The organism is Candidatus Ornithobacterium hominis, from assembly GCF_951229915.1.
Lineage (GTDB): Bacteria > Bacteroidota > Bacteroidia > Flavobacteriales > Weeksellaceae > Ornithobacterium > Ornithobacterium hominis.
Map to the genome: position 1 here is coordinate 714681 of NZ_OX579588.1, position 24120 is coordinate 738800.

At 36.4% G+C, this 24120-nt stretch carries 30 protein-coding genes; 21 read left to right on the forward strand and 9 right to left on the reverse strand.

Annotation, left to right across the window (positions count from 1 at the left end):
- Nucleotides 1-73 precede the first annotated feature (73 nt).
- From QOX03_RS03195 to QOX03_RS03205, 3 genes are all read right to left on the reverse strand, one after another.
- The gene (locus QOX03_RS03195; RefSeq protein ID WP_119059684.1) at nucleotides 74-499 is read right to left on the reverse strand and encodes a BT0820 family HAD-type phosphatase; all 426 of its coding nucleotides are present in this window, start codon (nucleotides 497-499) and stop codon (nucleotides 74-76) included.
- Nucleotides 496-2031, reverse strand: coding sequence for a 2,3-bisphosphoglycerate-independent phosphoglycerate mutase (gene gpmI, locus QOX03_RS03200; RefSeq protein WP_283671477.1), 1536 nt, complete (start codon nucleotides 2029-2031; stop codon nucleotides 496-498). Before gpmI ends, QOX03_RS03195 begins: the two co-directional genes overlap by 4 nt.
- A 64-nt stretch (nucleotides 2032-2095) precedes the next feature.
- Nucleotides 2096-2542, reverse strand: coding sequence for a GAF domain-containing protein (locus QOX03_RS03205; protein WP_283671736.1), 447 nt, complete (start codon nucleotides 2540-2542; stop codon nucleotides 2096-2098).
- A gap of 38 nt (nucleotides 2543-2580) precedes the next feature.
- Here QOX03_RS03205 and xrtF point away from each other — a divergent pair, with 38 nt between their 5' ends.
- The 3 genes from xrtF to QOX03_RS03220 are packed head-to-tail and all read left to right on the forward strand — an operon-like array spanning nucleotide 2581 to nucleotide 4407.
- Nucleotides 2581-3132, forward strand: coding sequence for an exosortase family protein XrtF (gene xrtF, locus QOX03_RS03210; RefSeq protein WP_283671478.1), 552 nt, complete (start codon nucleotides 2581-2583; stop codon nucleotides 3130-3132).
- Nucleotides 3122-3556 (forward strand): exosortase F system-associated membrane protein, encoded by a 435-nt coding sequence (locus tag QOX03_RS03215; RefSeq protein ID WP_283671479.1) that lies wholly within the window; start codon nucleotides 3122-3124, stop codon nucleotides 3554-3556. The genes xrtF and QOX03_RS03215 overlap by 11 nt, the downstream gene beginning before the upstream one ends.
- A gap of 38 nt (nucleotides 3557-3594) precedes the next feature.
- Nucleotides 3595-4407 carry a 2,3,4,5-tetrahydropyridine-2,6-dicarboxylate N-succinyltransferase gene (locus tag QOX03_RS03220; RefSeq protein ID WP_283671480.1) on the forward strand — a complete coding sequence of 271 codons (813 nt, stop codon included), beginning with the start codon at nucleotides 3595-3597 and terminating at the stop codon, nucleotides 4405-4407.
- Between the two features lie 207 nt (nucleotides 4408-4614).
- Here the strand turns inward: QOX03_RS03220 and QOX03_RS03225 are convergent, their stop codons facing one another.
- Nucleotides 4615-5640, reverse strand: coding sequence for a glycosyltransferase (locus QOX03_RS03225; protein WP_283671481.1), 1026 nt, complete (start codon nucleotides 5638-5640; stop codon nucleotides 4615-4617).
- A gap of 18 nt (nucleotides 5641-5658) precedes the next feature.
- A complete protein-coding gene (locus QOX03_RS03230; RefSeq protein WP_283671482.1) occupies nucleotides 5659-6474 on the reverse strand; it encodes a glycosyltransferase family 2 protein in 816 nt (271 codons plus the stop codon).
- A 117-nt stretch (nucleotides 6475-6591) separates the two neighbouring features.
- On the opposite strand from QOX03_RS03230, the gene QOX03_RS03235 reads away from it, so the two are divergent.
- The 9 genes from QOX03_RS03235 (at nucleotide 6592) to QOX03_RS03275 (ending at nucleotide 14218) form a co-directional block, all read left to right on the forward strand.
- Nucleotides 6592-7680 carry a glycosyltransferase family 4 protein gene (locus QOX03_RS03235; protein ID WP_283671483.1) on the forward strand — a complete coding sequence of 363 codons (1089 nt, stop codon included), beginning with the start codon at nucleotides 6592-6594 and terminating at the stop codon, nucleotides 7678-7680.
- Nucleotides 7681-8229 carry an L-threonylcarbamoyladenylate synthase gene (locus QOX03_RS03240; protein ID WP_283671484.1) on the forward strand — a complete coding sequence of 183 codons (549 nt, stop codon included), beginning with the start codon at nucleotides 7681-7683 and terminating at the stop codon, nucleotides 8227-8229. It abuts the gene before it with no gap.
- A 149-nt stretch (nucleotides 8230-8378) separates the two neighbouring features.
- Nucleotides 8379-9812: a CCA tRNA nucleotidyltransferase gene (locus QOX03_RS03245; protein ID WP_119059692.1), complete on the forward strand. Its 1434-nt coding sequence runs from the start codon at nucleotides 8379-8381 to the stop codon at nucleotides 9810-9812.
- Between the two features lie 3 nt (nucleotides 9813-9815).
- On the forward strand, nucleotides 9816-10310 hold the full coding sequence (locus QOX03_RS03250; protein WP_283671485.1) for an IS1096 element passenger TnpR family protein: 495 nt from the start codon (nucleotides 9816-9818) through the stop codon (nucleotides 10308-10310).
- Nucleotides 10311-10313: 3 nt separating this feature from the next.
- On the forward strand, nucleotides 10314-10901 hold the full coding sequence (locus tag QOX03_RS03255; RefSeq protein ID WP_283671486.1) for a riboflavin synthase: 588 nt from the start codon (nucleotides 10314-10316) through the stop codon (nucleotides 10899-10901).
- Complete coding sequence (locus QOX03_RS03260) at nucleotides 10891-12351, forward strand: sensor histidine kinase (RefSeq protein WP_283671487.1); 1461 nt, start codon at nucleotides 10891-10893, stop codon at nucleotides 12349-12351. Before QOX03_RS03255 ends, QOX03_RS03260 begins: the two co-directional genes overlap by 11 nt.
- A gap of 4 nt (nucleotides 12352-12355) precedes the next feature.
- Entirely contained in the window at nucleotides 12356-12850 is a 495-nt protein-coding gene (locus QOX03_RS03265; protein WP_283671488.1) for an acyl-CoA thioesterase, read from the forward strand.
- Nucleotides 12851-12864: 14 nt separating this feature from the next.
- Entirely contained in the window at nucleotides 12865-13947 is a 1083-nt protein-coding gene (gene thiL / locus QOX03_RS03270) for a thiamine-phosphate kinase (protein WP_283671489.1), read from the forward strand.
- Nucleotides 13931-14218 (forward strand): hypothetical protein, encoded by a 288-nt coding sequence (locus QOX03_RS03275; protein ID WP_283671490.1) that lies wholly within the window; start codon nucleotides 13931-13933, stop codon nucleotides 14216-14218. The genes thiL and QOX03_RS03275 overlap by 17 nt, the downstream gene beginning before the upstream one ends.
- A gap of 24 nt (nucleotides 14219-14242) precedes the next feature.
- On the opposite strand, the gene QOX03_RS03280 is transcribed toward QOX03_RS03275, so the two are convergent.
- Complete coding sequence (locus QOX03_RS03280) at nucleotides 14243-15235, reverse strand: hypothetical protein (RefSeq protein WP_283671491.1); 993 nt, start codon at nucleotides 15233-15235, stop codon at nucleotides 14243-14245.
- A gap of 82 nt (nucleotides 15236-15317) precedes the next feature.
- Here QOX03_RS03280 and QOX03_RS03285 point away from each other — a divergent pair, with 82 nt between their 5' ends.
- Genes QOX03_RS03285 through QOX03_RS03295 form a run of 3 tightly spaced genes read left to right on the forward strand, consistent with a single transcriptional unit; the run spans nucleotide 15318 to nucleotide 18539 of the window.
- Nucleotides 15318-16175, forward strand: a complete 858-nt coding sequence (locus QOX03_RS03285; RefSeq protein ID WP_283671492.1) for a YicC/YloC family endoribonuclease — start codon at nucleotides 15318-15320, stop codon at nucleotides 16173-16175.
- Nucleotides 16176-16757, forward strand: coding sequence for a guanylate kinase (gene gmk / locus QOX03_RS03290; protein WP_283671493.1), 582 nt, complete (start codon nucleotides 16176-16178; stop codon nucleotides 16755-16757).
- Nucleotides 16758-16793: 36 nt separating this feature from the next.
- Nucleotides 16794-18539 carry a 1-deoxy-D-xylulose-5-phosphate synthase gene (locus QOX03_RS03295; protein WP_283671494.1) on the forward strand — a complete coding sequence of 582 codons (1746 nt, stop codon included), beginning with the start codon at nucleotides 16794-16796 and terminating at the stop codon, nucleotides 18537-18539.
- 30 nt (nucleotides 18540-18569) lie between these two features.
- Here QOX03_RS03295 and QOX03_RS03300 read toward each other — a convergent pair whose 3' ends face one another.
- On the reverse strand, nucleotides 18570-19502 hold the full coding sequence (locus QOX03_RS03300; RefSeq protein WP_283671495.1) for a bifunctional riboflavin kinase/FAD synthetase: 933 nt from the start codon (nucleotides 19500-19502) through the stop codon (nucleotides 18570-18572).
- Nucleotides 19503-19680: 178 nt separating this feature from the next.
- On the opposite strand from QOX03_RS03300, the gene atpD reads away from it, so the two are divergent.
- From atpD to QOX03_RS03315, 3 genes are all read left to right on the forward strand, one after another.
- A complete protein-coding gene (atpD, locus tag QOX03_RS03305; RefSeq protein WP_119058418.1) occupies nucleotides 19681-21186 on the forward strand; it encodes a F0F1 ATP synthase subunit beta in 1506 nt (501 codons plus the stop codon).
- A gap of 1 nt (nucleotide 21187) precedes the next feature.
- Nucleotides 21188-21469: a hypothetical protein gene (locus QOX03_RS03310; RefSeq protein ID WP_283671496.1), complete on the forward strand. Its 282-nt coding sequence runs from the start codon at nucleotides 21188-21190 to the stop codon at nucleotides 21467-21469.
- Between the two features lie 420 nt (nucleotides 21470-21889).
- Complete coding sequence (locus QOX03_RS03315; protein ID WP_283671497.1) at nucleotides 21890-22048, forward strand: hypothetical protein; 159 nt, start codon at nucleotides 21890-21892, stop codon at nucleotides 22046-22048.
- A gap of 115 nt (nucleotides 22049-22163) precedes the next feature.
- Here QOX03_RS03315 and QOX03_RS03320 read toward each other — a convergent pair whose 3' ends face one another.
- Entirely contained in the window at nucleotides 22164-22844 is a 681-nt protein-coding gene (locus tag QOX03_RS03320) for a LexA family transcriptional regulator (RefSeq protein ID WP_283671498.1), read from the reverse strand.
- Between the two features lie 88 nt (nucleotides 22845-22932).
- Between QOX03_RS03320 and QOX03_RS03325 the strand changes: the two genes are divergently transcribed.
- Genes QOX03_RS03325 through QOX03_RS03335 form a run of 3 tightly spaced genes read left to right on the forward strand, consistent with a single transcriptional unit; the run spans nucleotide 22933 to nucleotide 23721 of the window.
- Nucleotides 22933-23136 (forward strand): hypothetical protein, encoded by a 204-nt coding sequence (locus QOX03_RS03325; protein WP_119057854.1) that lies wholly within the window; start codon nucleotides 22933-22935, stop codon nucleotides 23134-23136.
- A 40-nt stretch (nucleotides 23137-23176) separates the two neighbouring features.
- A complete protein-coding gene (locus QOX03_RS03330; protein WP_283671499.1) occupies nucleotides 23177-23425 on the forward strand; it encodes a Rha family transcriptional regulator in 249 nt (82 codons plus the stop codon).
- Nucleotides 23422-23721: a hypothetical protein gene (locus tag QOX03_RS03335; protein ID WP_283671500.1), complete on the forward strand. Its 300-nt coding sequence runs from the start codon at nucleotides 23422-23424 to the stop codon at nucleotides 23719-23721. The genes QOX03_RS03330 and QOX03_RS03335 overlap by 4 nt, the downstream gene beginning before the upstream one ends.
- Before the next feature lie 17 nt (nucleotides 23722-23738).
- Here QOX03_RS03335 and QOX03_RS03340 read toward each other — a convergent pair whose 3' ends face one another.
- Nucleotides 23739-24065 carry a hypothetical protein gene (locus tag QOX03_RS03340; protein ID WP_283671501.1) on the reverse strand — a complete coding sequence of 109 codons (327 nt, stop codon included), beginning with the start codon at nucleotides 24063-24065 and terminating at the stop codon, nucleotides 23739-23741.
- Between the last annotated feature and the right edge of the window lie 55 nt (nucleotides 24066-24120).

Below are 24120 nucleotides of genomic sequence, written 5' to 3' on the forward strand. Positions count from 1 at the left end.
GCTTAGAGAAAAATTTTTTAAGCCTTAAAAAATTTTTCTCTAAGGCTTAATTTTTTTTAGATAAAAAAATCAGTTAAAAACCAAACCAATTTTTCTTTTTCTTAGTTTCAGCCTCTAGCCCGTCGTCGTTTAATGAAAATTCAACCTTGTTTTTGATGATATGATACACTTCTCCCCAGCCTGGGAATCCCCCTAGATTTCTGTCATCTATGAATAAATCGGCATTTAATTTCCGGCTCGCTTCTGAAGGATCGTAATTCTCTCCTTCAAAACTATTATTCACTGCGTAAAATTCTATGCCGTTTTTTCTACAAAACTCTATGGCTTCATCTAAAGTTTTGCCATGACGATAAGTCCACAGAATTAGGCGATGCCCATCTTCTTGTAGTTTTTTTAAAGTTTCAAAAGCAAACATTTTAGCTCTCCCAACGCTTGGGTAAGCATCCTCTACGATGGTCCCGTCAAAATCAACCGCTATAATTTTACTCTCGAGTTTCATATTTTCTCTATAATGATGTTTCCATTCATTTCTTTAGGAATTTCCACGCCCATGTAATTTAAAATACTTGGTGCTAAATCACCTAATTTTCCATTTTTTAATTTAATATTTTCATCTTCTTTCGTCAAAAAGAAAAAAGGTACAGGAGAGGTAGTGTGTTGTGTATTGGGGCTACCATCTTCGTTAATCATCAAATCTGAATTTCCGTGGTCGGCAATGATGGCTACAGCGTAGTCGTTTTCCAAGGCCACATTGCAAATAGCCTCGGCACATTGGTCTACAACCTCACAAGCCTTCATTGCAGCTTCAAAAACACCCGTATGCCCCACCATATCAGCATTGGCAAAATTTAGACAAATGAAGTCAGCTTCTTTTTTATTCAACTCTGGAATGATTTTGTCTCGAATGTCAAAAGCTGACATTTCTGGTTTCAAATCATAGGTTGCCACATCTTTAGGCGATGGGCAGAGAATTCTAGATTCACCGTTGAATGCTTCCTCTTTTCCGCCAGAGAAGAAGAAAGTCACGTGCGGGTATTTCTCTGTTTCAGCAATTCTGATTTGTTTCTTTTGATTTTGGGCTAGAACCTCTCCCATGGTGTTGGTTAACTTGTCTTCATCATACAAAACATGAACTTTATCAAAGGCTTCATCATATTTTGTCATCGACACAAAATACAAATCTAGCGGATGCATGTTTTGCTCAGGGAAGGCAGTTAAAAATAAGGCTTCCGTAATTTGGCGTGGGCGGTCGGTACGGAAATTAAAGAAAATAACGACGTCTCCATCTTTGATTTTTGCAACAGGTGAGCCGTCAGGATTTGTACAAACGATGGGTTTGATGAACTCATCGGTCACATCATTGTCATAAGATTTTTGAATAGCTTCTAATGGTTTTTCTGTCTTTTCACCCACAGCATTGGTCATTACATCATAGGCTAATCTTACTCTTTCCCAGCGATTATCACGATCCATGGCGTAATATCGCCCCACAATACTGGCAAGGCGAGCATTGGCTTGGCTTGCTTTGCTTATGATGTCTTCGATGAATTTTTTACCACTTTTAGGGTCACAATCGCGGCCATCGGTAAAGGCATGAATGTAGCAATTCTTAACTTTAGCTGCGTGAGTCTCGTCCAATAAAGCTTTCAAATGATTGATATGAGAATGCACTCCGCCATCGCTCACTAACCCGATGAGGTGCAGGTCTTTATGATTTTGATTAGCATATTCAAACGCTGCTTGTAGTTCCTTATTTTGCCCTAAAGTTTTATCTTGAATTGCTAAATTAATTTTAGCTAAATTTTGATAAACCACTCGGCCAGCACCAATGTTCATGTGTCCGACTTCAGAATTTCCCATTTGCCCTTCTGGTAAGCCTACAGCGAGTCCAAAAGTCGTCAAATTAGCATGTGGATATTTGATATAGCAATTGTCTATAAATGGAGTCTGGGCTTGAGCAATGGCAGAAACTTTAGGGTTTATGCTTTCTCCCCAGCCATCTAAAATCATTAAAAGGACTTTTTTATTCATTGTTCTAGCTTTTATTGTTTGGCAAATTTAGTAATATCAAGCTTGATTTTCCAATATTTTCAGCCTATAAAATAGCTGATATTTTTTTGGTTAAATTTTCTAACAAAGCTATTTTTTCTTGGGAAATAGCATTTTTCTGATGCGAATCAATATCAATTTGCCCAATATTTACACCATTTTTAAAGATTGGAACGACGATTTCAGACTGCGTATCTATACTGCAAGCCAAATAATTATCCTCAGCAGCAACATCTTGAGAAATGAAGGTTTTGTTGGAGACTGCAACTTGCCCACAAATTCCTTTGCCAAACGGGATTTTAGTATGTTCAGTAGCGGCGCCAGCATATGGGCCTAGATTTAGAATTTGCTGTTCGTTATCTTGAAAATAGAAGCCAACCCAATCAAATCCGTCGATTTCATTCTTGAGCAGCTGGCAGATTTTAAGTAATTTTTCATCTATCGAAGAAGAATTATTAATGATAATATCTATTCTTTTATTAATTTTATCCATCATTTCAATTTTTGTCAAAAATAAATAATTCTTGCCAAATGGAGCTTTGGAAAAAATATAAGATATTGATTTTGCTGATAGGTAAATTTTTTTTCACCTATTTGATTTTAACGCTTTTGTACAGTTGGTATCTCAATCTTTATCTCACAGATTTGAAAATCGCAGACCCTTTCACTGGCTGGGTATCAGATTCTGTAGGGTATCTCATGCGGCTTGTAGGCTTTGATGCTGAAAATCACCAAATAGAAGGAGAAGCTTTTCGCCGCTTCTATCTCGATGGCTTCTATTGCTCAAGCGTGAACGAAGGTTGTAATGCCATTTCAGTAATGATTATTTTTGTCTCTTTTGTGGTAGCTTTTGGCAAAAAATTTATGCCCACGTTTTTATACATTCTCTTAGGGCTTGTTTTGTTGCATATAACCAACCTTTTCCGAATTTCTTTACTAAATTATATTTTCACATACCATCCGCAATACGAGAAGTTTTCGCACGACATTTTATTTCCGCTTATCATTTACGGAATGGTAATTATTCTTTGGTTGATTTGGGTGAGATATTTTTTAATTAACACGAAAGACGATGAAATTTAAATCGAAATATCTTCTCATTTTTTTATTGATAATTATTTTGGCGTCGATTCGCTTTTTTGAGGAAAAACTATTTTACGACCCATTGTTAAATTTTTTCAAGCAGGATTTCATCAACGCTTTATTCCCAGAATTCAATTTACATCATCATTTGTGGAGCGTTAGTCTTCGGTTTTGGTTCAATAGCCTTGTGAGTTTAGCGATTCTATATTTAATCTTTCAGAAAAAGCCTCTTATCAAAATAGCTTTTTTGATGTATGCTATTATTTTCTTAATTTGTTTAAGCCTTTATTATTATTTCATTATAACCGAATTTCAGTGGGGGTTTACGGCAGGTTTTTATATTCGTAGAATTCTGATTCAGCCAGTTTTATTATTGTTATTAATTCCTGCTTTTTGGTATACAGAGAAAGAGTTAAGACAATAAAGACAATAAATTTTTAACTTTGAGGAAAATATTAAATCATGAATCTACAATCTATTATAGAAAAAGCTTGGGAAAACAGAGAGCTTTTGCAGCAAGAGGAGACTCAAAACGCAGTAAAAGAAGTTGTTAATCAATTAGATGCAGGGAACTTACGTGTGGCAGAACCAGCAGAAGATGGCTGGCAAGTGAACGAATGGGTAAAAAAAGCCGTGGTAATGTATTTCCCTATTGCCAGAATGGAAACAATAGAAGTTGGGCCGTTTGAATTTCATGATAAAATTCCATTAAAGAAAAATTATGCCCAAAAAGGCGTTCGAGTGGTTCCTCACGCAATTGCAAGGCACGGTTCTTTTGTGGCAGAAGGTGTGATAATGATGCCGTCTTACGTGAACATCGGAGCATATGTAGATAGCGGCACCATGGTAGACACTTGGGCTACAGTGGGAAGTTGCGCCCAAATCGGGAAAGACGTTCATTTGAGCGGAGGCGTAGGCATTGGCGGTGTTTTAGAACCCTTGCAAGCAGCTCCTGTGATTATAGAAGACAATGTGTTTATTGGCTCTAGATGCATCGTTGTAGAAGGCGTAAGAGTGGGCAAAGAAGCAGTTTTAGGAGCAAATGTGGTACTGACGGCTTCTACCAAAATTATAGACGTAACGGGCAATGAGCCCAGAGAGTTAAAGTCTTATGTTCCAGAACGTTCAGTAGTGATACCAGGAAGTTATACCAAAAAATTCCCCGCAGGAGAATTCCAAGTGCCATGTGCTTTAATCATAGGGAAAAGAAAAGAATCTACCGACAAAAAAACATCATTGAACGATGCTTTGAGAACGCACCATGTGGCGGTATAAATTTTTTAAGCCTTGAAAAATTTTAAGCCTTGAAAAATAAATTATTTTGAAAGCAATCTATGCAGAAGCATTAGATTCTGGAGATGAAGCTCGAGCACAAATGGCTGAAAAAAATGATTATAGACATTCATTGTAAGGATTTTACTTGTAATAATGTAATAAAGTTTAAATTATAACGCCACTTGCAAGAGCTGTTGAATGAACTTTTTAGGATAATACTTTCTGATAAACGCTCATATATTTCTCTAAAAACAAATCTTCAGAAAAATAATTTCGGTATAAAGCTTTGATTTCCGTATCTTTTAACCGAATGGCTTTTGCATAATTTTCTTTCCAATTTTCGATGTTATAATCTTTCTGAACCAAGAAGGGATAATGTTTTTGAATAATTTTTACCGATTCGCCAACATCAGAAACCAAAAAAGGTATTCCCTGAGCTAAATATTCTACGATTACCAGCGGATCCCCTTCAGAAATCGAGGGTAATAAAGCAAATTCATAACGTTTCAATTCAGGCTGAACATTAAAGCAACCCGTTTTGAAATGAATTTTATCTTCATAATTCAAGGTTTGAATTAGTTTACAAAGTTTTTCGTAATATTCACCTTCGGTTTCTGCACAATAAATGCTGAGTTCTTTCCCCACCTCAGCAGCAAAGCGGATGGCAAATTCATGATTTTTCACAGGCTTTAAATTTCCTGTCATCACCCAGCCTTGGGCAGATTCACCAGAATTTGTGGCATATTGTGCCACGAAATTATTAATCATAAACACATTCTCAGGCTTCATTTTCACATTATTAATCGCCCAATCTGTGAGCAATGCAGAACAGCCAATATACACCTTTGGCTTAAAAATCGTACGATAAAACATAGGGACATGTTTTTTTACGGCAATTTTACCATAATGGTCATGAAAAACAATTTTTCTTTTCCCCCCAAATAGTAGGAAAGCCTTTTGCACAAATCTGTATACCTGCCTCATGTGAACGTGCACAATATCAGCATCTTGTGCCTCTTGAGTAAATTTTTTATAAGCCTTAAATTTACTTTTCTTTTTATCCAGAATCACTACGTCCACACGCTCATCAAGCAAATCAAAAAGCTGACCGATTTGATCAAATACAATTAATTTGACCTCATGCTCATTTCTCACAAAAAGATTACATAAATTCACACAAACTCGCTCTGCTCCCCCGATTCCTAATTGGTCTATGACTTGGGTAATTTTCATAAAAAAGAATTAAATTGATTACTTCTCTACCCCGAAAGGCGAAAAAGTTATTTTTTGATTTCGGGTACTTTTCCTGATTTCCTCGTTGATTTCCCAGCTTTTTTGGTTTACATAGCCACGAGCATGGTCTAGGTGCAGGCAAATCGCCTTGTACCTGATTTGCTTTCCTCTAATTTTAGCATTCTCCAAACGCTCACCCAATTCCCTATCCTCACCCCCATATTGCATTCTCTCATCAAATCCATTAGCGGCAAGAATATCTTTTTTCCAACCAGAAGAATTATGCCCATTCCAAGTCGGTTTGGTGCTTGTGATAGTGTTCATAATGCTTAATGCAAATTTATTTTTAATCAACTTTAAATTTTTGATAGAATTTTTTAAACCTTTATTTTTCAGCCAATTCAAGTCAAAACAATTTTGACTGAAAATATCTTTTTTTTGAATCATTTGTGAAGTTTCCATAGAAAGTTTAAAGTACCCGCCAGATAAAAATCGCCCTTCAGCTCTTTGGTTGATGTGAGTTTCCACAAAATCTTTGCGAGGAATACAATCACCATCGCTAAATATAAGATAATCAGCCGCAGAAGCTAATATCGCTTTATTCAGAATTTTAGTTTTTTGAAATCCATCATCAGGATGCCAAACATGCTTCAATTCATAGTTTAACAAAGGTTTGATTTGCGAAATCAGTGCCCGTGTTTGCTCGCCCGAACCATCATCGGCCACAATCAATTCAAAATTGCCAAAAGACTGAATATGGTAACCCCAAAGCACTTTTTCTAACCATTTTGGCTGATTATAAGTGCTAATAATAATGCTTACTTGCTTACTCACAAAAACAAAAATATTGATTTTATTTCAGCTCTTTTATATGGCATTCTATTTTTTGGCTTAAATTTGAAGTTCCATGAAAAATAAATAAACCTTAAATTCATGAGAAAATTAGAATAAATGGCAAATCATACGATAAATGCAAATATCTTAATACTAGGAAGTTATAACGCCGCAGGAAATGTCTTTTATTCTGAACTAGAAACATTTACTGCTTTGCAAAAAAAAGGGCAAAAAATAGCCGTTGCAGGAGAAGCTTCACAAGAGGTGGAGCAGTATTTTAAAGAACGTCAGATTGAGTTTTACAACATAAAACCTAAGGGAAAATTTGACAAAGAATTTACTCGAAAAATTCAAGAAATTATTCGAAAAAATAAAATAAACATTCTCTATGCCAGAATTGGTAAATACCTGAGAAGCATTATATTATTCATCAAAAAAGAAAATTTCAAGATTGTAACTTACTATGGATCTGGTAGTTTACATTGGCATGACCCTTCGGCGTACCTTTCTTATTTACATCCCAAAGTTGATTATATCATTTGCAATAGTGATTTTGTTTATCGGCACGTCAGAAAACAATTGTGGAAAAAATCTAAGGCTTTAAAAATTTATAAAGGCTATGATGCTGAATGGTTTAAAGAGGTTCAAGCTTTTGATTATCAGAGTTTAAATATTCCAAAAGAAACCATCAAAGTAATTTTAGTAGGCAGAAACGATAAAGTGAAAGATATTCCGACTTTTTTGAAAGCGGCAGAGAAACTTCAGCCTATGCAGAATATTCATTTTATATTAGTCGGGCAAGGATTGGAAAAGCAAAATTTTCAAAAAATTTCTAAAGGCTTAAAAAATATACATTTTTTAGGTTACCGCCAAGATGCTCCAGAACTTATCAAAGGAGCTGATGTTTATGTACAAACTTCATTATCAGAAGGTTTAGGAAGGGCCATTAGCGAAGCAGCTGCCATGGGGAAGCCTGTGGTGATGACAGATGCTGGCGGTTGCACCGAACTTGTAGACCCTGATGAAAGCGGCTATATTGTCCCGATTGGTGCAGAAGATGCTTTGGCTGAAAAAATTCAAAAACTAGCAGAGAATCCTTCTTTGCGTGAATATATGGGTAAAAATGCTGAGAAAAAAATTCAAACAGAATTAAATGTAAAAGGCACAATATCAGATTTCTATCAATTTTTCCAAAAAATAAAATAAATGCAAAAAATAATTGAAGCCTTAAAAAATAATGGCATTGTTTTGATGCCTACGGATACCACCTTTGGGCTTAGTGCTTTGGCTTTTGAGCCAGAAGCCTTTACTAAGTTGAGAGGTATAAAAAAAAGAGACCCTAAAAAAACTTTTTTGCTACTAGTGGCGAGCGAAGCGCAATTGCAGCGTTTGGTCAACGTATCAGATTTGGCGTGGGATATTATGGATTATTCAGAGAAGCCAGTCACGTTGATTTATGATGACATTTTGGAAGTTCCAGATTATTTACTTTCTCCAGAAGGAAGCATTGGTATTCGCTTGACTAGAGACCAAAATTTAATCAAAATCATTCAGAAAGTGGGGCAACCGTTGCTTTCTACATCAGCAAATTTATCAGGACAGGCATCACCCAAGCAATTTGAAGAGATTTCAGAAGAAATTAAAAAAGGAGTGGACTATATAGCCGCGGAAGCGCCTCTTTTTACCCCCAAATATGAGTCGTCAAGTATTATCTCTTTATCTAAAACGGGAGAGATAAAAGTGCTGCGCGCTTGAAAAAATAGCAATTATTTGATATTTAAAGTTTAATTGCTAAAATCTCAATCTATTAAAAATCAAATGATTGAAAAAGAAATAAAAGTCTTAAAAAAAAACATTTAAAACCAAAAGGGAAAAAACGGATTTGAAATGATTAACTTTGCATTATGAATCTGAAAGAAGCTTTAAAAAATTTGGTTTTTAAAGAAATTTCTAAAATCGCAGAAGAAATGAATGCTCCTGTTTTTGTGATTGGAGGTTTTGTACGAGATTTTTTGTTAAACCGAAGAGATAAAAAGGATGTAGACATAGTGATAGAAGGGAGCGGCATAGAATTAGCTCAAAAGATAGCTCAAAATTTACCAGGTTCCTCTAAGGTCAAAGTTTTTAAAAGATTTGGTACAGCGATGTTCCGTTACAAAGATATTGATTGGGAATTTGTTGGCGCACGCAAAGAAAGCTATAGCGAAAATAGCCGAAAACCTGCGGTAGAAAATGGAAGTATAGAAGATGACCAAATGCGCAGGGACTTCACAATCAATGCTTTGGCGATTTCGCTTAATGAAAGCAACTACGGGGAATTTATAGACCCGTTTGGCGGGTTTCAAGATTTGGAAAATAAAATTATTCGCACACCGCTAGCCCCAGAAATCACTTATTCAGACGACCCATTACGCATGATGCGCGCTATCAGGTTTGCTGCTCAGCTTGACTTTGATATTGAAGCAAAATCATTCCAAGCGATAAAAGAAAATGCGCAGCGAATGGAAATTTTGTCAAAGGAAAGAGTCATGGCTGAATTTAATAAGATTATGCTGACAAGGCGACCTTCCTACGGATTGAAATTATTGGAAAAATCAGGTTTACTAGATTTTATTTTGCCAGAGCTTTTAGCACTCAAAGGCATTGAAGAAATAGACGGACAAACGCACAAAGATAACTTTTGGCACACGCTAGAAGTGGTAGATAATATTAGCCAAACGACAGGAAATCTTTGGCTACGTTGGGCGGCTTTGTTACACGATATTGGCAAAGCTCCGACCAAAAAATTTGATAAAAAAATAGGTTGGACTTTTCATAATCATGAATTTGTGGGGAGTAAATTGATTCCAGGCATTTTCAGGCGTTTGAGATTGCCAATGGGGGGGGAGATGAAGTATGTGAAAAAAATGGTGATGCTCAGCTCACGCCCGATTCCGTTGATAAGCGATGAGGTGAGTGACTCAGCTCTGCGACGTCTTTTGTTTGATGCAGGAGATGATTTAGAAGATTTATTTCTGCTGTGTAAAGCGGACATCACGACCAAGAATAAGGCAAAACAGCAACGTTTTCAGCAGAATTTTGAAAAAGTAGAGCGGAAAATTATAGATTTAGAGGAAAGAGACCAAATCCGTAACTTTCAGCCACCCGTTAGTGGAGAAGATATCATGCAGCTATTCGATATTCAGCCGTGTAGAGAGGTGGGAGTTTTAAAGAATAAAATTAAAGAAGCAATTCTAGATGGCAAAATTGAAAATGAGAGAAATGCTGCGCTAGTTTTTATGGAAAAAGAGGGGGGGGAATTAGGCTTAAAACTTGCTAAAACATATCAGAAATCGTAAAAAATGAATTTGAAAATTAGGGTTATTTTAGATGCCAAGAAAGATGTATTTCGAGACATTCAAATAAGTGGAAAACAAAATCTTTTGTCATTTCATCGTATTGTAAAAGAAGCTTTTGATTTAGAAGGAGAAGAAATGGCGTCGTTCTATTTGTCGAACGAAAACTGGTTTCAGGGAAGTGAAATTCCTTTAGAAAATATCTTTGATGAAGAAGGAGGTGAGACGATGGCAAAAATTCAGCTCAATGAAGTTATGGGGCAAGTCGGAAGGCGAATGATTTATGTCTATGATTTCTTTAATATGTGGACATTTTTTTGTGAAACGATTGAACGTGATGAAAAAGAAGCAGCTACAGCGGTCGTTTATTCTTACGGTAAAATGCCAGATAAAGCCCCTGTGAAGGATACTATGGATTTCTTTATAGAGGAAAATGAGGATGAAATATCTCCAAAACGCGATGATATTTTTGATGATGATGATTTTAATGAATATTATTAAATCATGTTTACAGGAATTATAGAAGATATAGGTGAAGTTGTAGAAATTCAACAAAAAGACTCTAACGTGACGTATCGTATCCAATCTCCATTGGCACAAGAGCTCAAGATAGACCAAAGCTTAGCACACGATGGCGTTTGCTTGACTGTAGTGCGCCTATGGGAGGATGCCTATGCTGTGACGGCGATAGAGGAAACTTTGAAGCGAACAAATTTAAAAGCATATCAAGTTGGAACAAAAGTGAATTTAGAAAGAGCTCTCAAAATAAATGCTCGTCTTGATGGGCATGTGGTGCAAGGACACGTGGACCAAGTGGGGAAAATCAAAAGCATAGAAGATAAAGACGGTAGCTGGTTGATAAATGTGGTGTATGAAGATGCTAAATTTATAACGGTAGAGAAAGGCTCTATTTGCTTGAATGGTATTAGCTTAACGATTGTAGATTCGCACGAAAATGGCTTTAGCGTAGCCATAATCCCCTACACATGGGAACACACGAACTTGAAAGATAAAAAAGTAGGCGATTTGCTAAATATTGAATTTGATATTTTAGGAAAATATGTTCAAAAATTAACCTTGAATGCGTGCTAGAGAGAGTTTTTTAGACAAGCTGTTCATTAGAGATAAAATTTATCTTGCCTTAATTTTAGTCATTGTTGTGCTCACAAGCTTATTTGGAGTTCTGATTTTTTTTTACTTTCAGTCCATTTCAAAAAATTATCATGAAAACCGCTTAGCTCGGAAAGAAAAAAACATCATAGAAACAATTGATTATCTGATTTCTGAATTTCCACAAAATGTTACAGAAGAAAACGTAAAAGATATTTTTGAAAACAACATTTATAAATATTCTGACATTAATGATATTCACATCAATATTTATGATTTAAAAGGGGAACTCTTGATAAGTTCCCAAAGTGGGAATAGCAAAGACATTCACTTTGTGCCAGGAAAGGTGATGCAAATTCTAAGTCTGAAAAATGATCGTGTAGAAATGGTACAAAAATCAGGGAAAAACACATACATCAGAATTTATTCTTATTTATATAATATTAATCATCAGCCTATTGCGATTATTAATTTACCTTATCTGCACGACGATTCTTATCAAAAAGATGAATTTTATGATTTACTTATTAAGTTTCTAGTCTTGGTATCAGTGATTATGATTGTTGGTTTAGTTATTTCGTATTGGTTGTCAAAAAGCATTGCCTCACGCCTAGATGAAATCGCCGAAAAATTAGTCAAAACTGATGTAGTGAAACTAAATCGCCCATTACAATACCGTGGCAAAGATGAAATCAGTCCGCTAGTTAATTCCTATAACAATATGTTGGTTAAACTAAACGAGCAGTCAGAACTATTGCTAAAACTCGAGCGGGAAGAAACCTGGCGAGAAGCAGCGAAACAAGTAGCTCATGAGCTGAAAAATCCATTAACGCCAATGCGCTTGCAAATGCAGAGTTTTCAACGAAAATTTGATAAAAATTTACCCGATATAGAAGAAAGAGTAAAAGATTTCACTGAGAGTATGATTAATCAAATTGATGTCATCGATAGAATTTCTCAAGCCTTTTCAGATTATACCAAAATGCCAGTACGGAAAGACCAAAAAATAGATGTTTGTGAAGAAGTCGAGAAAACTTTAGATATATTTGATGAAGAAATGGTTAGCTTTCACAAATTAAATGAACCGATTTATATTTATTATGACCCAACTTATTTATCACGAATCGTGACTAATTTGGTCAAAAACTCGATGCAGGCCGTTCCGTTTGGCACAAAACCTCAGATAGAGGTCACCCTAATGTCCAATCAAGAAGTTTTAATTTTAAAGATAAAAGATAATGGAACAGGGGTTAGCGATGAGGTAAAAGATAAGCTATTTGAACCTAAGTTTACAACCAAAAGTTCGGGTAGCGGCCTAGGTTTGCCAGTCGTCAAAAAAATGATAGAAGAATACAACGGAAGCATTAAATTTGAAAATAATATTGATAAAGGAGTTACATTTACCATTCAACTTCCTTTGAGAAATAAATAATTTCATGATTTATAAAACAAAAATTAAAGTGAGGTGGTCAGACTTGGACGCTAATCAGCATTTAGCCAATTCTCAATTTCTAAACTTCACTTCAGCAGCTAGAATGGAAGCTTTAGAATTCTGTGGATTGCCCTTGCATCGCTTGTATGAACTTCACCGAGGGCCAGTCATTTTAGAAGAAAAAATCAATTATTACAAAGAAGTCATGCCAGGTAGTACTTTGATTATTCACACAGAAATTGATGGTTTTTCATCTAATGGAGTACTTTTTAGCTTCAAGCAAAATATTTATTCAGAAGAAGGTTTACACCATGCGCATGCCACTTTATTTGGATGTTGGCTCAATATGCAAGAGCGTAAAATGGCGAAGGATTTGCCCGAAGAAATGCTTGAGAGTTTAAAAAAAATTCTGTCTAAAAATGCAAGAGAGCTAAACTTTCAAGATATTAAAAAATTAAACCCCAAGCCCCAAAATATTCATTTAGAAGAATTATTATAAAAAAAATAAAAATCATGTTTCAAGATAAAGACCTACAACGCACGCCACTTTCTGAAATAGGAGAATTTGGAATGATAGATCGCATTCAGTCATCATTCAAAAACACACAACCTACGACACAACTCGGGATTGGGGACGACTGCGCCATTATCGACTATGGCGAAAAAGCCATGCTGATATCTACTGACATGTTGACCGAAGGCGTTCATTTCAATTTAGCTTATGTGCCACTCAAGCATCTGGGTTATAAAGCGATAGCGAGCAGTGTAAGTGATGTTTGTGCCATGAATGCGTTGCCTCAGCAGGTTTTGGTGAGTTTTGCAGTTTCAGATCGATTTCCTGTAGAGGCCATTGATGAATTATTTGCAGGAATGCTCATCGCTTGCCAAAAATATGAAATTGATTTGGTAGGAGGAGACACGACTGCATCTAAAGCAGGTTTAGTCATCAATGTGACGGCAATAGGTTCTTGTGATAAAGAAAAAATTGTGACTAGAAAGGGAGCTAGAGAAAATGACCTTTTGGTTGTTTCAGGAGATTTAGGTTCTGCATATTTCGGTCTACAAATTTTGGAGAGAGAAAATGAGGTGTACAAGGTCAACCCCAATGTTCAGCCCGATTTACGCCCCTACGATTATCTCATTGGTCGCCAGCTCAAGCCCGAAGCACGTTTGGATATCATAAAACTTTTAGAGAAATTAAACGTGAAACCCACCGCGATGATTGATGTTTCTGACGGATTAGCATCAGAGATTTTACACCTTTCGCAGCAGAGCAAAGTAGGCTTTACCCTTGATGAAGAAAAAATTCCACTAGACCAGCAAGTCATTTCAGCAGGAGAAGAATTTGAGCTGAACGCTAGCATTGCAGCGCTCAATGGCGGAGAGGATTATGAATTACTCTTTACCATAAAGCAAGAAGATTACGATAAAATCAAAGGCAACCCTCATTTCACAGTCATCGGTTTTGCCAATGATTTGCAGGCAGGGAATCATTTAGTGGCTCGTGGTAGTAATATTAAAATCCCTTTAACTTCGCAGGGTTGGGACGCTTTCTATCAATACCAAAAAAATGTAAAAAATGCCGAAGAAGAGTAAACTCATTTTACCACGAAAACTTTTAGTCGCTCTCTCCGGCTTTGGTTTAGCAATGTGGTTTGGCGCTTATTTCCATTGGCAAGAAAATAAAGTTGACGACATCAACTGGATGTTGATTTTTGCAGCCATTTTCACTTTAGTTTCATTAGTCGCGCTTTGGGTCGACCTCTATAGAAATCCTGATAGTAAAAGGAAAATATGGCTGTTTTTCAGTCTAGGTTTACCCATTTTCATTCCGTTTTTTTACTTTATCAAACGAGAAGAATTCTAAAAATTTTTTAAGCCTTAAAAAAAATCATTTATTTTCTAAGCGGATGACTGCATTATTTTTTTCATCGGTGAACAAGCGGTAATTATAGCATCGCTTGCCAGCAATGATAGTGATACGAGCAGTATTAGGTGGAATATCACCCAAATTATTTGCCACAAAAACTAACTTATTATTTTCCTTCAGATTAAGTTTAAATTGATATTCTTTAGATTCATGTGTAATTCTCACATTACCAGCTAGTAATCTATCGTTAAGGAAAATACTAACCGTATCATTATCCTCTTCGCCATAGTCTCGAATTAGCAAGGTAACTTCCTCAACATCTTTTAGCGTAATATGTGCAAGTAGACGGTTGTTACGCTCTTTTTTCTTTTCAAAAATGCCATTATCTATAATTTCGGGCAAAGAAAATTCTTTATTTTTCCCTTCTCGTTGAGATGAGGTTTTTTCATTATTTCCTTCAGAAGCAGAAGATTCATTCAATTCTGGAAACTCAGACTTCTGCAATTTCATTTCTTCCTCCGTCATCGTATTGGGCGCACCAAGCGTATAGACAGTATATTTATCATCCACTTTCACATACACGACCATATTTTTTTCATGAGGGAAATTAAAACCACGCATTTTAAATAAATGCTCAAAAGGATTACCCAACTCCCTTTTATCTTCTATTGGCGTGATGGTTTGCGTCCCCATCAGGAACTCTTTTCCGTTCTCAGTATAGTAATGCAGATTATAATCGGTAGCTTCGTGCCCAGCCGATTTATCAATCAATTCCACATCTTTCCCAGTAAAGGTTTGCGTACCAGGATTAAATTTTGCCTCTACAAAATGACGACAAAAACCTTGATTTTCAGTATCATATGAATGTCCGGCATAAATGTTTTTTTGATTTTGAATTAAATTTAATTCAGCGTAGTAGCCGCTATCCATATTTCCGTAGATGACCCAGCGCCCCGTGAGATCTTGCGCTTGGCTTAAAATTCCGATAAGTAAAAAAAATAAAAGCTTCTTCATGGAATCTAAATTTACATACTTATTGCAAAGCAATGGATAAATTAACGAATTTTAGTAATTTTACCATTAAAGAAAGTTGATTATGATTTTATCGATGACTGGCTATGGGCAAGCAGAAGCAATTCTGCAAAATAAAAAATATAGCATAGATATTAAAACCCTCAATAGCAAAAATTTAGATTTGAACATTCGGCTCAGTGCTGAACTAAGAAGCTTAGAACCCGAAATTCGCCAAGCAGTGGCAGATAAACTGAAGCGGGGGAAAATAGACGTTTTTATAAACAATAGCATTGTGAACATTCTCTCTGCTACAGAAATCAATGAAAATTTAATTTTGGCATTTGTGCAGAAATTTAAAGCGATGATGCCTGAAATTGATGAAAATACCGCTTTTCAACAAGCTATGCGAATGCCAGATGTGATTACTTCACCCGATATTGAATTCAGTGAAGTCGAAATTCAAAAATTTTTTAAAGCCTTAGAAAATGCACTCGAAAATGTGACCACCTTTAGAGAAAAAGAAGGCTTGGAATTACAAAAAGATTTTAAAATTAGAATTGAGAAAATTCAAAAACTGAATCAGAAAACAGAAGAATTTGAAGGAGAAAGAATTCAAGGAATTCGCGAAAGAATGACTACCGCGATAGAAAAAGTAGAAGGCGCAGACCACAGCCGATTGGAACAAGAGTTGATTTATTATTTAGAAAAACTAGATGTGACAGAAGAAAAAGTCCGCTTGGCAAACCATTGCAACTATTTTCTAGAAACGCTAAATTTACCCGAAAGTAACGGGAAGAAATTAAACTTCATTTTGCAAGAAATCGGGCGAGAAATAAACACCCTGGGTTCAAAATCAAATCATGCCAAAATGCAAAAAATAGTGGTGGAAATGAAAGATGAATTGGAGAAAATAAAAGAGCAAATTCTAAATATTTTGTAAATGAGAAATGGAGATAGCACGGGGAAAATGATAATTTTTTCGGCACCAAGTGGCTCTGGGAAAACGACATTGGTTCGCCATTTGCTCGACCAAAGAAATGATTTAGAATTTTCTATTTCCTGCACCACAAGACCACCAAGAGGGCTGGAAAAACACGGGATTGATTATTATTTTCTAAGCACAGAAGAATTTAAAAAATGCATAGAAAATGAAGATTTTGCTGAATGGGAAGAAGTCTATAGCGAGCGATTTTACGGCACACCACATAGTGAAATCGAGCGGATTTGGCGCACGGGGAAAAACGTGATTTTTGATATAGATGTGGTAGGTGGCATTAATTTGAAGAAAAAATTCAGAGAGAAAGCCCTTTCGATTTTTGTGAAACCGCCCGATTTAGAAACCTTGGGAAAAAGACTTTCTGCCCGAAACACCGATTCGCCCGAGGATTTAAAAATCAGAATAGATAAAGCAGCTAAGGAATTGACTTACCAAGATCAATTTGATTGTGTGATTGTAAACGATGATTTAGACACAGCTAAAAAAGAAATTGAAAATAAAATTGAAAAATTTCTAAAGCCTTAGAATATCTATTAAAAAAAATTAAACAGAATCTCAAAAATGCTAGACCAATATCGCCTACTTTCTACCATTGATAATCCACAAGATTTGAAAAAACTGAACGCTCAAGTTTTGCCAAAATTGGCTGCGGAAATCAGAGATTACATTTTGAATGTAGTGGCGTTGAAGAAAGGGCATTTGGGAGCAAGTCTAGGCGTGACGGAACTGAGCATTGCTCTACATTATTACCTCAATACCCCGCAAGATATTCTGTTGTGGGATGTGGGGCATCAATCTTATGTACACAAAATTTTGACGGGTAGAAAAGAAAAATTTCTCAATCTAAGGCAAAAAAATGAAATTTCAGGATTCCCTGTTCGGGAGGAGAGCGAGTACGATTGCTTTGGAGTAGGGCATTCGTCTACCACAATTTCTGCACTCACGGGAATAGCCTTGGCAGATAAATTAAAAGATATTGAAAGAAAAAGGTTTGCCGTCATCGGCGATGCGTCTATCGCCAGTGGAATGGCGCTAGAAGGCTTGAACCATTTGGGAGACACAGATTTGGATGTTACAGTAATTTTAAACGATAATAATATTGGGATAGACCACGCAACGGGTGCGCTCAAAAATTATTTCAACCGGTTGGGAGTGCAAGGCGATACTTTTTTTTCCGATTTAGGATTTCATTACCAAGGAGTAGTAAACGGACACGATTTCTCTGAAATTTTTAAAGCCTTCAAAAAAATTGAAAAAATATCTAGGCCAAAAATCTTACACATCAGGACAATAAAAGGTAAGGGCTATGCACAAGCAGAGCAAGACCAAGTAGCTTGGCATGCACCAGGGAAGTTCAATAAAATTTCGGGCGAGAGAGAAATTCAAACACAAAAGGAAACTTACCCTGACTTGGCAGGTAAAACGCTGCATCGAGTTTTTGAGAAAAATAAAAAAGCAGTGGCAATTTCTCCCGCAATGCTAAGTGGCAGCAGCTTGATGGAACTCAAAGAGAAATTCCCTGATAGAGTCTGGGATGTAGGAATAGCAGAGCAGCATGCTGTGACGCTTTCAGCAGGATTGGCATCGCAAGGCATGGTGCCTTATTGTGTGATTTACAGTACTTTTTTGCAACGCGCTTATGACCAATTAATTCATGATGTAGCATTGCAAGAGTTGCCCGTCATTTTTTTAATCGACCGAGCAGGATTGGTGGGAAGCGATGGAGCCACGCACCACGGCTATTTTGATATTTCTTTTCTCAACGCCATTCCACAGATGATTTTAGCCGCCCCTTTGGATGCTACAGAATTAAAAAGTATGATTCAGAAAGCACCGCTATTCAATCAACCAGTCGCTATTCGATATGCAAAAACATCGGCAGAAACATTCTTCAAAGAAGAACAATTAAAATTTTTTAAGGCTCGAGAAATTCTAAATGGAGAGAAAATGGTAATCTTATCCACAGGCAGCATTGGGCTACAAATTTTTAAAGCCTTAAAAAAACTAAACAAAAATATTGGTTGGGTTCATTTCCCATTTATTAAACCTCTAGATGAAGTGAAGTTGGCAGCCGTTTTCAAGAAATATAACCGAATTTTAACCTATGAGGAGGGCGTAAAACCTGGTGGATTTGGCATGAGCTGCTTGGCAAAAGCCAATGAAATGAGCTGGAAGGGGAAAATGGAAATTTGTGCCTTCCCTTCAGATTTCATCTCACACGCTTCTATTTCAGAACAAATGGAAGATTTAGGTTTTTCGGTAGAAGGAATCATGAAAAAAGTAGAAAAATTCTTTTTAGAAAATTAAATTCTCTGATTTTTTTTAAGGCTTAAAAAATTAAGTTTTCCATTCGTGTAACCTTGAATGGAAGTAAGCTTCATCTCGCTGGATTTGATTTTTTAAGGCTTCAGCATTTTCAAACTTTTTTTCTCCACGAATGAAACATAAGATGTCGGCTTTTACGGTTTCGTCATAAACCTCACCATCAAAATCAAGCAAATAAACTTCAACCCGTTGTTCCTTGAAATCAAAAGTTGGGCTCTTACCAATATTCATTAGCCCAAAAAACAATTGATTTTGGAGTTCTACACGCACACCATAGACACCGTCTGCGGGTAAAAGTTTATCTTTAGAGAAAGCCATATTTATAGTTGGGAAACCTAATTTTCGACCTATTTTATACCCATGAATAACTTTACCAGTAATGGGGTAGAAATGCCCTAGAGCTTCTGTCACGTAGTCAATATCACTGGTTAGTAGCGCATTTCTGATTTTGGTGGAACTGATGGGGAGATCATTTTCGAGCACGGCAGAAAGTTGAAGCGCTTGGAAGTTATACAAATCTGCTAATTCCTCCAATTGCTGGAAGTCTCCCATTCTATTGCGCCCGAAGTGGTGGTCGTACCCCACCAAGAGCGTATGAATTTGCAAATGATTGACGAGATAATCTCGCACAAATTCCACAGCGCTAAGCCGTGAAAACTCTACGGTAAACGGGTGAATAATGGCGTAATCTAAATGATATTGGCAGAGTAAGTCTAATTTTTCTTCTAAAGTAGATAGCAGTTTTAGCTCGCCATCGGGTTGCAGCACTTGGCGTGGATGTGGTGTAAAGCTCAAAAGAGCAGAATGCCCCCCAGTTTCTTCTGCGTAGCGGTTGAGCTGCTGTATGATGGACTGATGCCCTCTGTGTACACCATCAAACATGCCAATGGTAAGAATAAGTTTTTTGCTGGGATTCAGTGGATGAATGCCGTGGATTATTTTCATTCCAAGAACTTTCTGCAAAGTTATCATTTATAAATTTAAACAAGCCCTTAAAAAAAGAAAACTGGCTTTTGAAATACTAAAAGCTAAAAAAATAGATAAAGAGAAGTATTTTTCGTGAAAAAATCCTTTATATTTGCAAAAATATAGATATTCATATTTCATTAATATAAATTAAAACATGGCACAAAATACAGGTAAAATTTCACAGATTATCGGGCCGGTAATTGATGTTGTTTTTGATAACGATCAAGGTTTACCCCAAATTTACGATTCATTAGAAATTAATAGAGAAGGGGAGTTGCCACTCGTGCTAGAAGTGGAACAGCACATTGGTGAAGACACTGTTCGTTGCATTTCAATGGACGGTACAGACGGGTTGAAGCGAGGGCAAGAGGTGATAGCAACGGGGAATCCGATTACGATGCCAACGGGAGACGCCATCAGAGGTCGTCTTTTTAACGTAACAGGAAACGCGATAGATGGGTTAGGTAATATTTCTAAAGAAAATGGTTTGCCGATTCACCGTCCAGCACCTAAATTTGAAGATTTATCTGTATCGTCAGAAGTTCTATTTACTGGAATTAAAGTAATCGACTTGATTGAACCTTACACCAAAGGAGGTAAAATTGGATTGTTTGGTGGAGCGGGTGTAGGTAAAACTGTATTAATTCAAGAGTTGATTAATAACATTGCTAAAGGGCACGGAGGTTTATCTGTTTTCGCTGGTGTTGGTGAGAGAACACGCGAGGGGAATGATTTATTGCGAGAAATGCTAGAAGCAGGAATTATACGCTATGGTGATGATTTTATGCATTCGATGGAAGAAGGTGGGTGGAATTTAGATGCCGTAGATAGAGAATTATTAAAAGATTCTAAAGCTTCATTTGTATTTGGGCAGATGAATGAGCCTCCAGGGGCACGTGCACGAGTGGCGCTTTCAGGTTTGACTTTAGCGGAATATTACCGAGACGGAGAAGGCCAAGGGCAAGGGCGTGATGTTTTATTCTTTGTAGATAATATATTCCGATTTACACAGGCAGGTTCAGAGGTGTCTGCACTTTTAGGGCGCATGCCTTCAGCAGTAGGTTATCAGCCGACTTTAGCAACAGAAATGGGAGCGATGCAAGAGAGGATTACTTCAACCAAAAATGGCTCAATTACATCTGTTCAGGCCGTTTACGTTCCAGCAGATGACTTGACAGACCCAGCACCAGCGACGACTTTTGCTCACTTGGATGCCACTACGGTACTTTCTCGTAAAATTGCTTCTTTGGGTATTTACCCCGCGGTAGACCCACTAGATTCGACTTCTAGAATTTTATCGCCAGATGTGGTAGGGAAAGAACATTATGAATGTGCACAGCGTGTGAAAGAAATCTTACAACGCTACAAAGCTTTGCAAGACATTATTGCGATTTTGGGAATGGAAGAATTGTCAGAAGAAGATAAGTTGGTAGTTCACAGAGCTCGTCGTGTTCAGCGTTTCCTTTCTCAGCCATTCCACGTGGCAGAACAGTTTACAGGGATTCCAGGTGTTTTGGTAGATATAAAAGATACCATCAAAGGGTTCAACATGATTATGGACGGGGAAGTAGATAAATATCCTGAATCAGCCTTTAACTTAAAAGGAACCATTGAAGAAGCGATAGAAGCAGGAGAAAAAATGTTAGCAGAAGCAGAATAAGATGAGCATTCAATTACAAATCATTACTCCAGAATACATTATCTATGAGGGTGAAGTAGAAGCTGTCACAGTTCCTGGCAAGGGAGGTAAATTCCAAATGCTAGAAAACCATGCGCCAATTGTAGCCAGTCTAGAGAATGGAACGGTAAGAATTAAAGCAACAAAGGAAGCAAAATTTAAGCATAAAAAGCTCAAAAAAGCAGAAGAAAATTGTTGGGATTTAGAAGTAGCTGGTGGTGTGATGGAGTTGCAAAATAACTTTTTAACCATCTTGCCAGACTGATTTTTATAGCAAGTGTACAAAATCTTATAAGCCTTTATTTTTTTGAAGAAATAAAGGCTTTTTTGATTTTTTCAAACCTTGATAAATTTGATAGATAATGATAAGTTTTTATGACTAAACTTTTCTGAAGTGAAAACTAAGGGCCATAAAACAAAAAGTACATAAAAGAGAAATAGAAAAAAGCCGATGAAAGCGGCTTAAACAAAGGGATTGAGGGTATTTTGCTCTCTTTTTTTGTTTTAAACAAAATGTACAAAAACTTGTATTTACTTGGGTTTTGCTTGTATTAGCAGACTGCATTTATTAGCCTCTGATACTGAAACTTGTATTTGTACCCAGAAAATACACCAAAACCGCATATATAAAGCCTTTAAGCACATTAAAAAGCTTTGTACAAGGCTTTATTTTGTGTAGAAATTGATGAGTAGAATGCTTGAGGTGAATTTTATACAAAAATACTTTAGGTGGACAGTTGGGGTTACAGTTGGGGTTACAGTTGGGGTTACATTTAATGGGTTAAAATATCTTTTTAGTTTATGGATAAGCCTTAAAAATGGTGCTGAAACCATAGGAAAATAAATATTGGTGGGGGGATAATGCAAATTCTTTAATAGGTTTGGATTTAAACAAACTGCTCATTATCAATTATTTATGTATTTTCCTTTAATTTTTTACTTAAAAAGCTTGATTGGCTTTAAAACATGGTGTTGAAGCGAATACTTGCTTTGATGATAGCCATGGCTGTGATATTGCTCAACAATACATCTTTGGGGTGGTGGTATTGGTTTTGGCTGACAAGTTTTACGTATTCCTCTCCTTTTTCTGATTTCTGAACGTATTTTACTGTAATCATTTCTTCCCATTCATCTACACGAACGCCCAGCAAATACATTTCACCAAAAAAAATACTTTGCTGCTCTACTGGAATCTCCTTGTATAAAACGATGTCTCCTGACTTGAGTAATGGATACATACTATCTCCTGTGATAGAAAGACCTCCATCACATTTTGGTATACCAGGAATCCGAATGGAATCAAGTACAGAAGTAACTTTTTCACTTCTGAATAGCTCTACTAAACCTGCGGTGGCTTCTAAATTATATAATGGAATATCCTGAATATCCATTGTAGCTTCAGCTGATTTTTGATTGCCAATAAGCTTTAGCTCTTGCTTGAGCATGGAACCTTTGCCAGTGAGAAGCCAATTCGCATCAATTTCATTGCATTTTGTAATAATTAAATCGTAATCCAATGAATTTCGTTTCCTCCAAGATGCGATGGTTGGTTGTTTTACTCCAAGAAATTCTGCGAATTCACTATCTGTTTTGATATTTAAATGCGATTTTATTTCGTTTAAAATAAATGACTTATCCATAAATAATTGCGAAATGTTATATTTTATTTGTCTTTTAATTGCAAAATGCAATATATTTGCTGTATTAAATTTTTAATCAAAAAAAGCAATGGATAAAGATACGAAAAAGAGTAAACATTACAATGCGTATAACAGGGATATTGTACGCAGAATTAGGGAAAAATATGGGGTGACGCCTCATTTTATCTATGCCAGCTTGCGTGGAGACCGCAATAGCGAGACGTCTATCAAAATTTGTGAGGACTATAAAAAGGCTGAAAGGGTGATTAACCAAACCTTGAACAAAATTTAATTCACCGAATATGAAAGATAAAAATTTAAATCAATAAGTTATGAATCAACTATCTATCTCAAAAAAGATGACCAGCAGAGAGATTGCTGACATTACAGGAAAGAACCATCACCATTTGTTAAGGGATATTAGAAAAATGGAAAAAGCATGGGAAAAAGTTACTGAAACCAAATTTGGTTTTAGTGAATACGCCGACAGCACAGGTCGAAGATTACCCCAATACGAACTTACCAAAACCGAGTGCCTGTATATCGCTACCAAGTTTAATGATGAGCACGGGCAAGGTTGATTATACGATGGGAGTCCTTGGAAACAGAAAAACACAACAATCAGCCGTTATTGCTAGAGAAAGGCAATCGTAAAATGCGTATGGAACTCATAGAACTTATCCGTGTGAATTTACTTCGTGGTGATGTAGTGGCGGTTGCTCGTGAAAACGGATTTAGTCGTACACGATGTGAAAATGTAATGCGGCATCGCGTGTTCCACCCAGAAATCGTAAAAGCCTTGTATGATAAAGCAATGGAGCGTAAAAAATTACTTAGCATTCCTTTAAATGATATGATCAGCTCACTTAAAAAATAGAACACTAAATCAATATGTTATGGCTCTAATACGTAAAAATTACAAATTGAAACTAAAGGATAAATCTTTTGAAGATTCGCAAAGCCTTGAAGAATTTGTACAACAGATATTAAAGAATCTAATTTCTGAAAAGAAGCTTCTACCGGCACAATTAAACGATAGCTACCTTCTGGATATTCAAATTTCCATTTCTCAAAACCAACCGGTTTTATTTGGAGGTTCAACAGTTCAAAGAGAGATTCAAACGCATTTAAATAAACCTCAGGAAGTGTAAAGAAATCTTGATGAGTTTCATCAAAACTTTCATCAAAATATAAATAAAATGCCCCGTGAAAACTATACATACTATAAAGGTAAAGAAATAAACCTAAACCAAGCCATAGAACATTGGCTTGATAA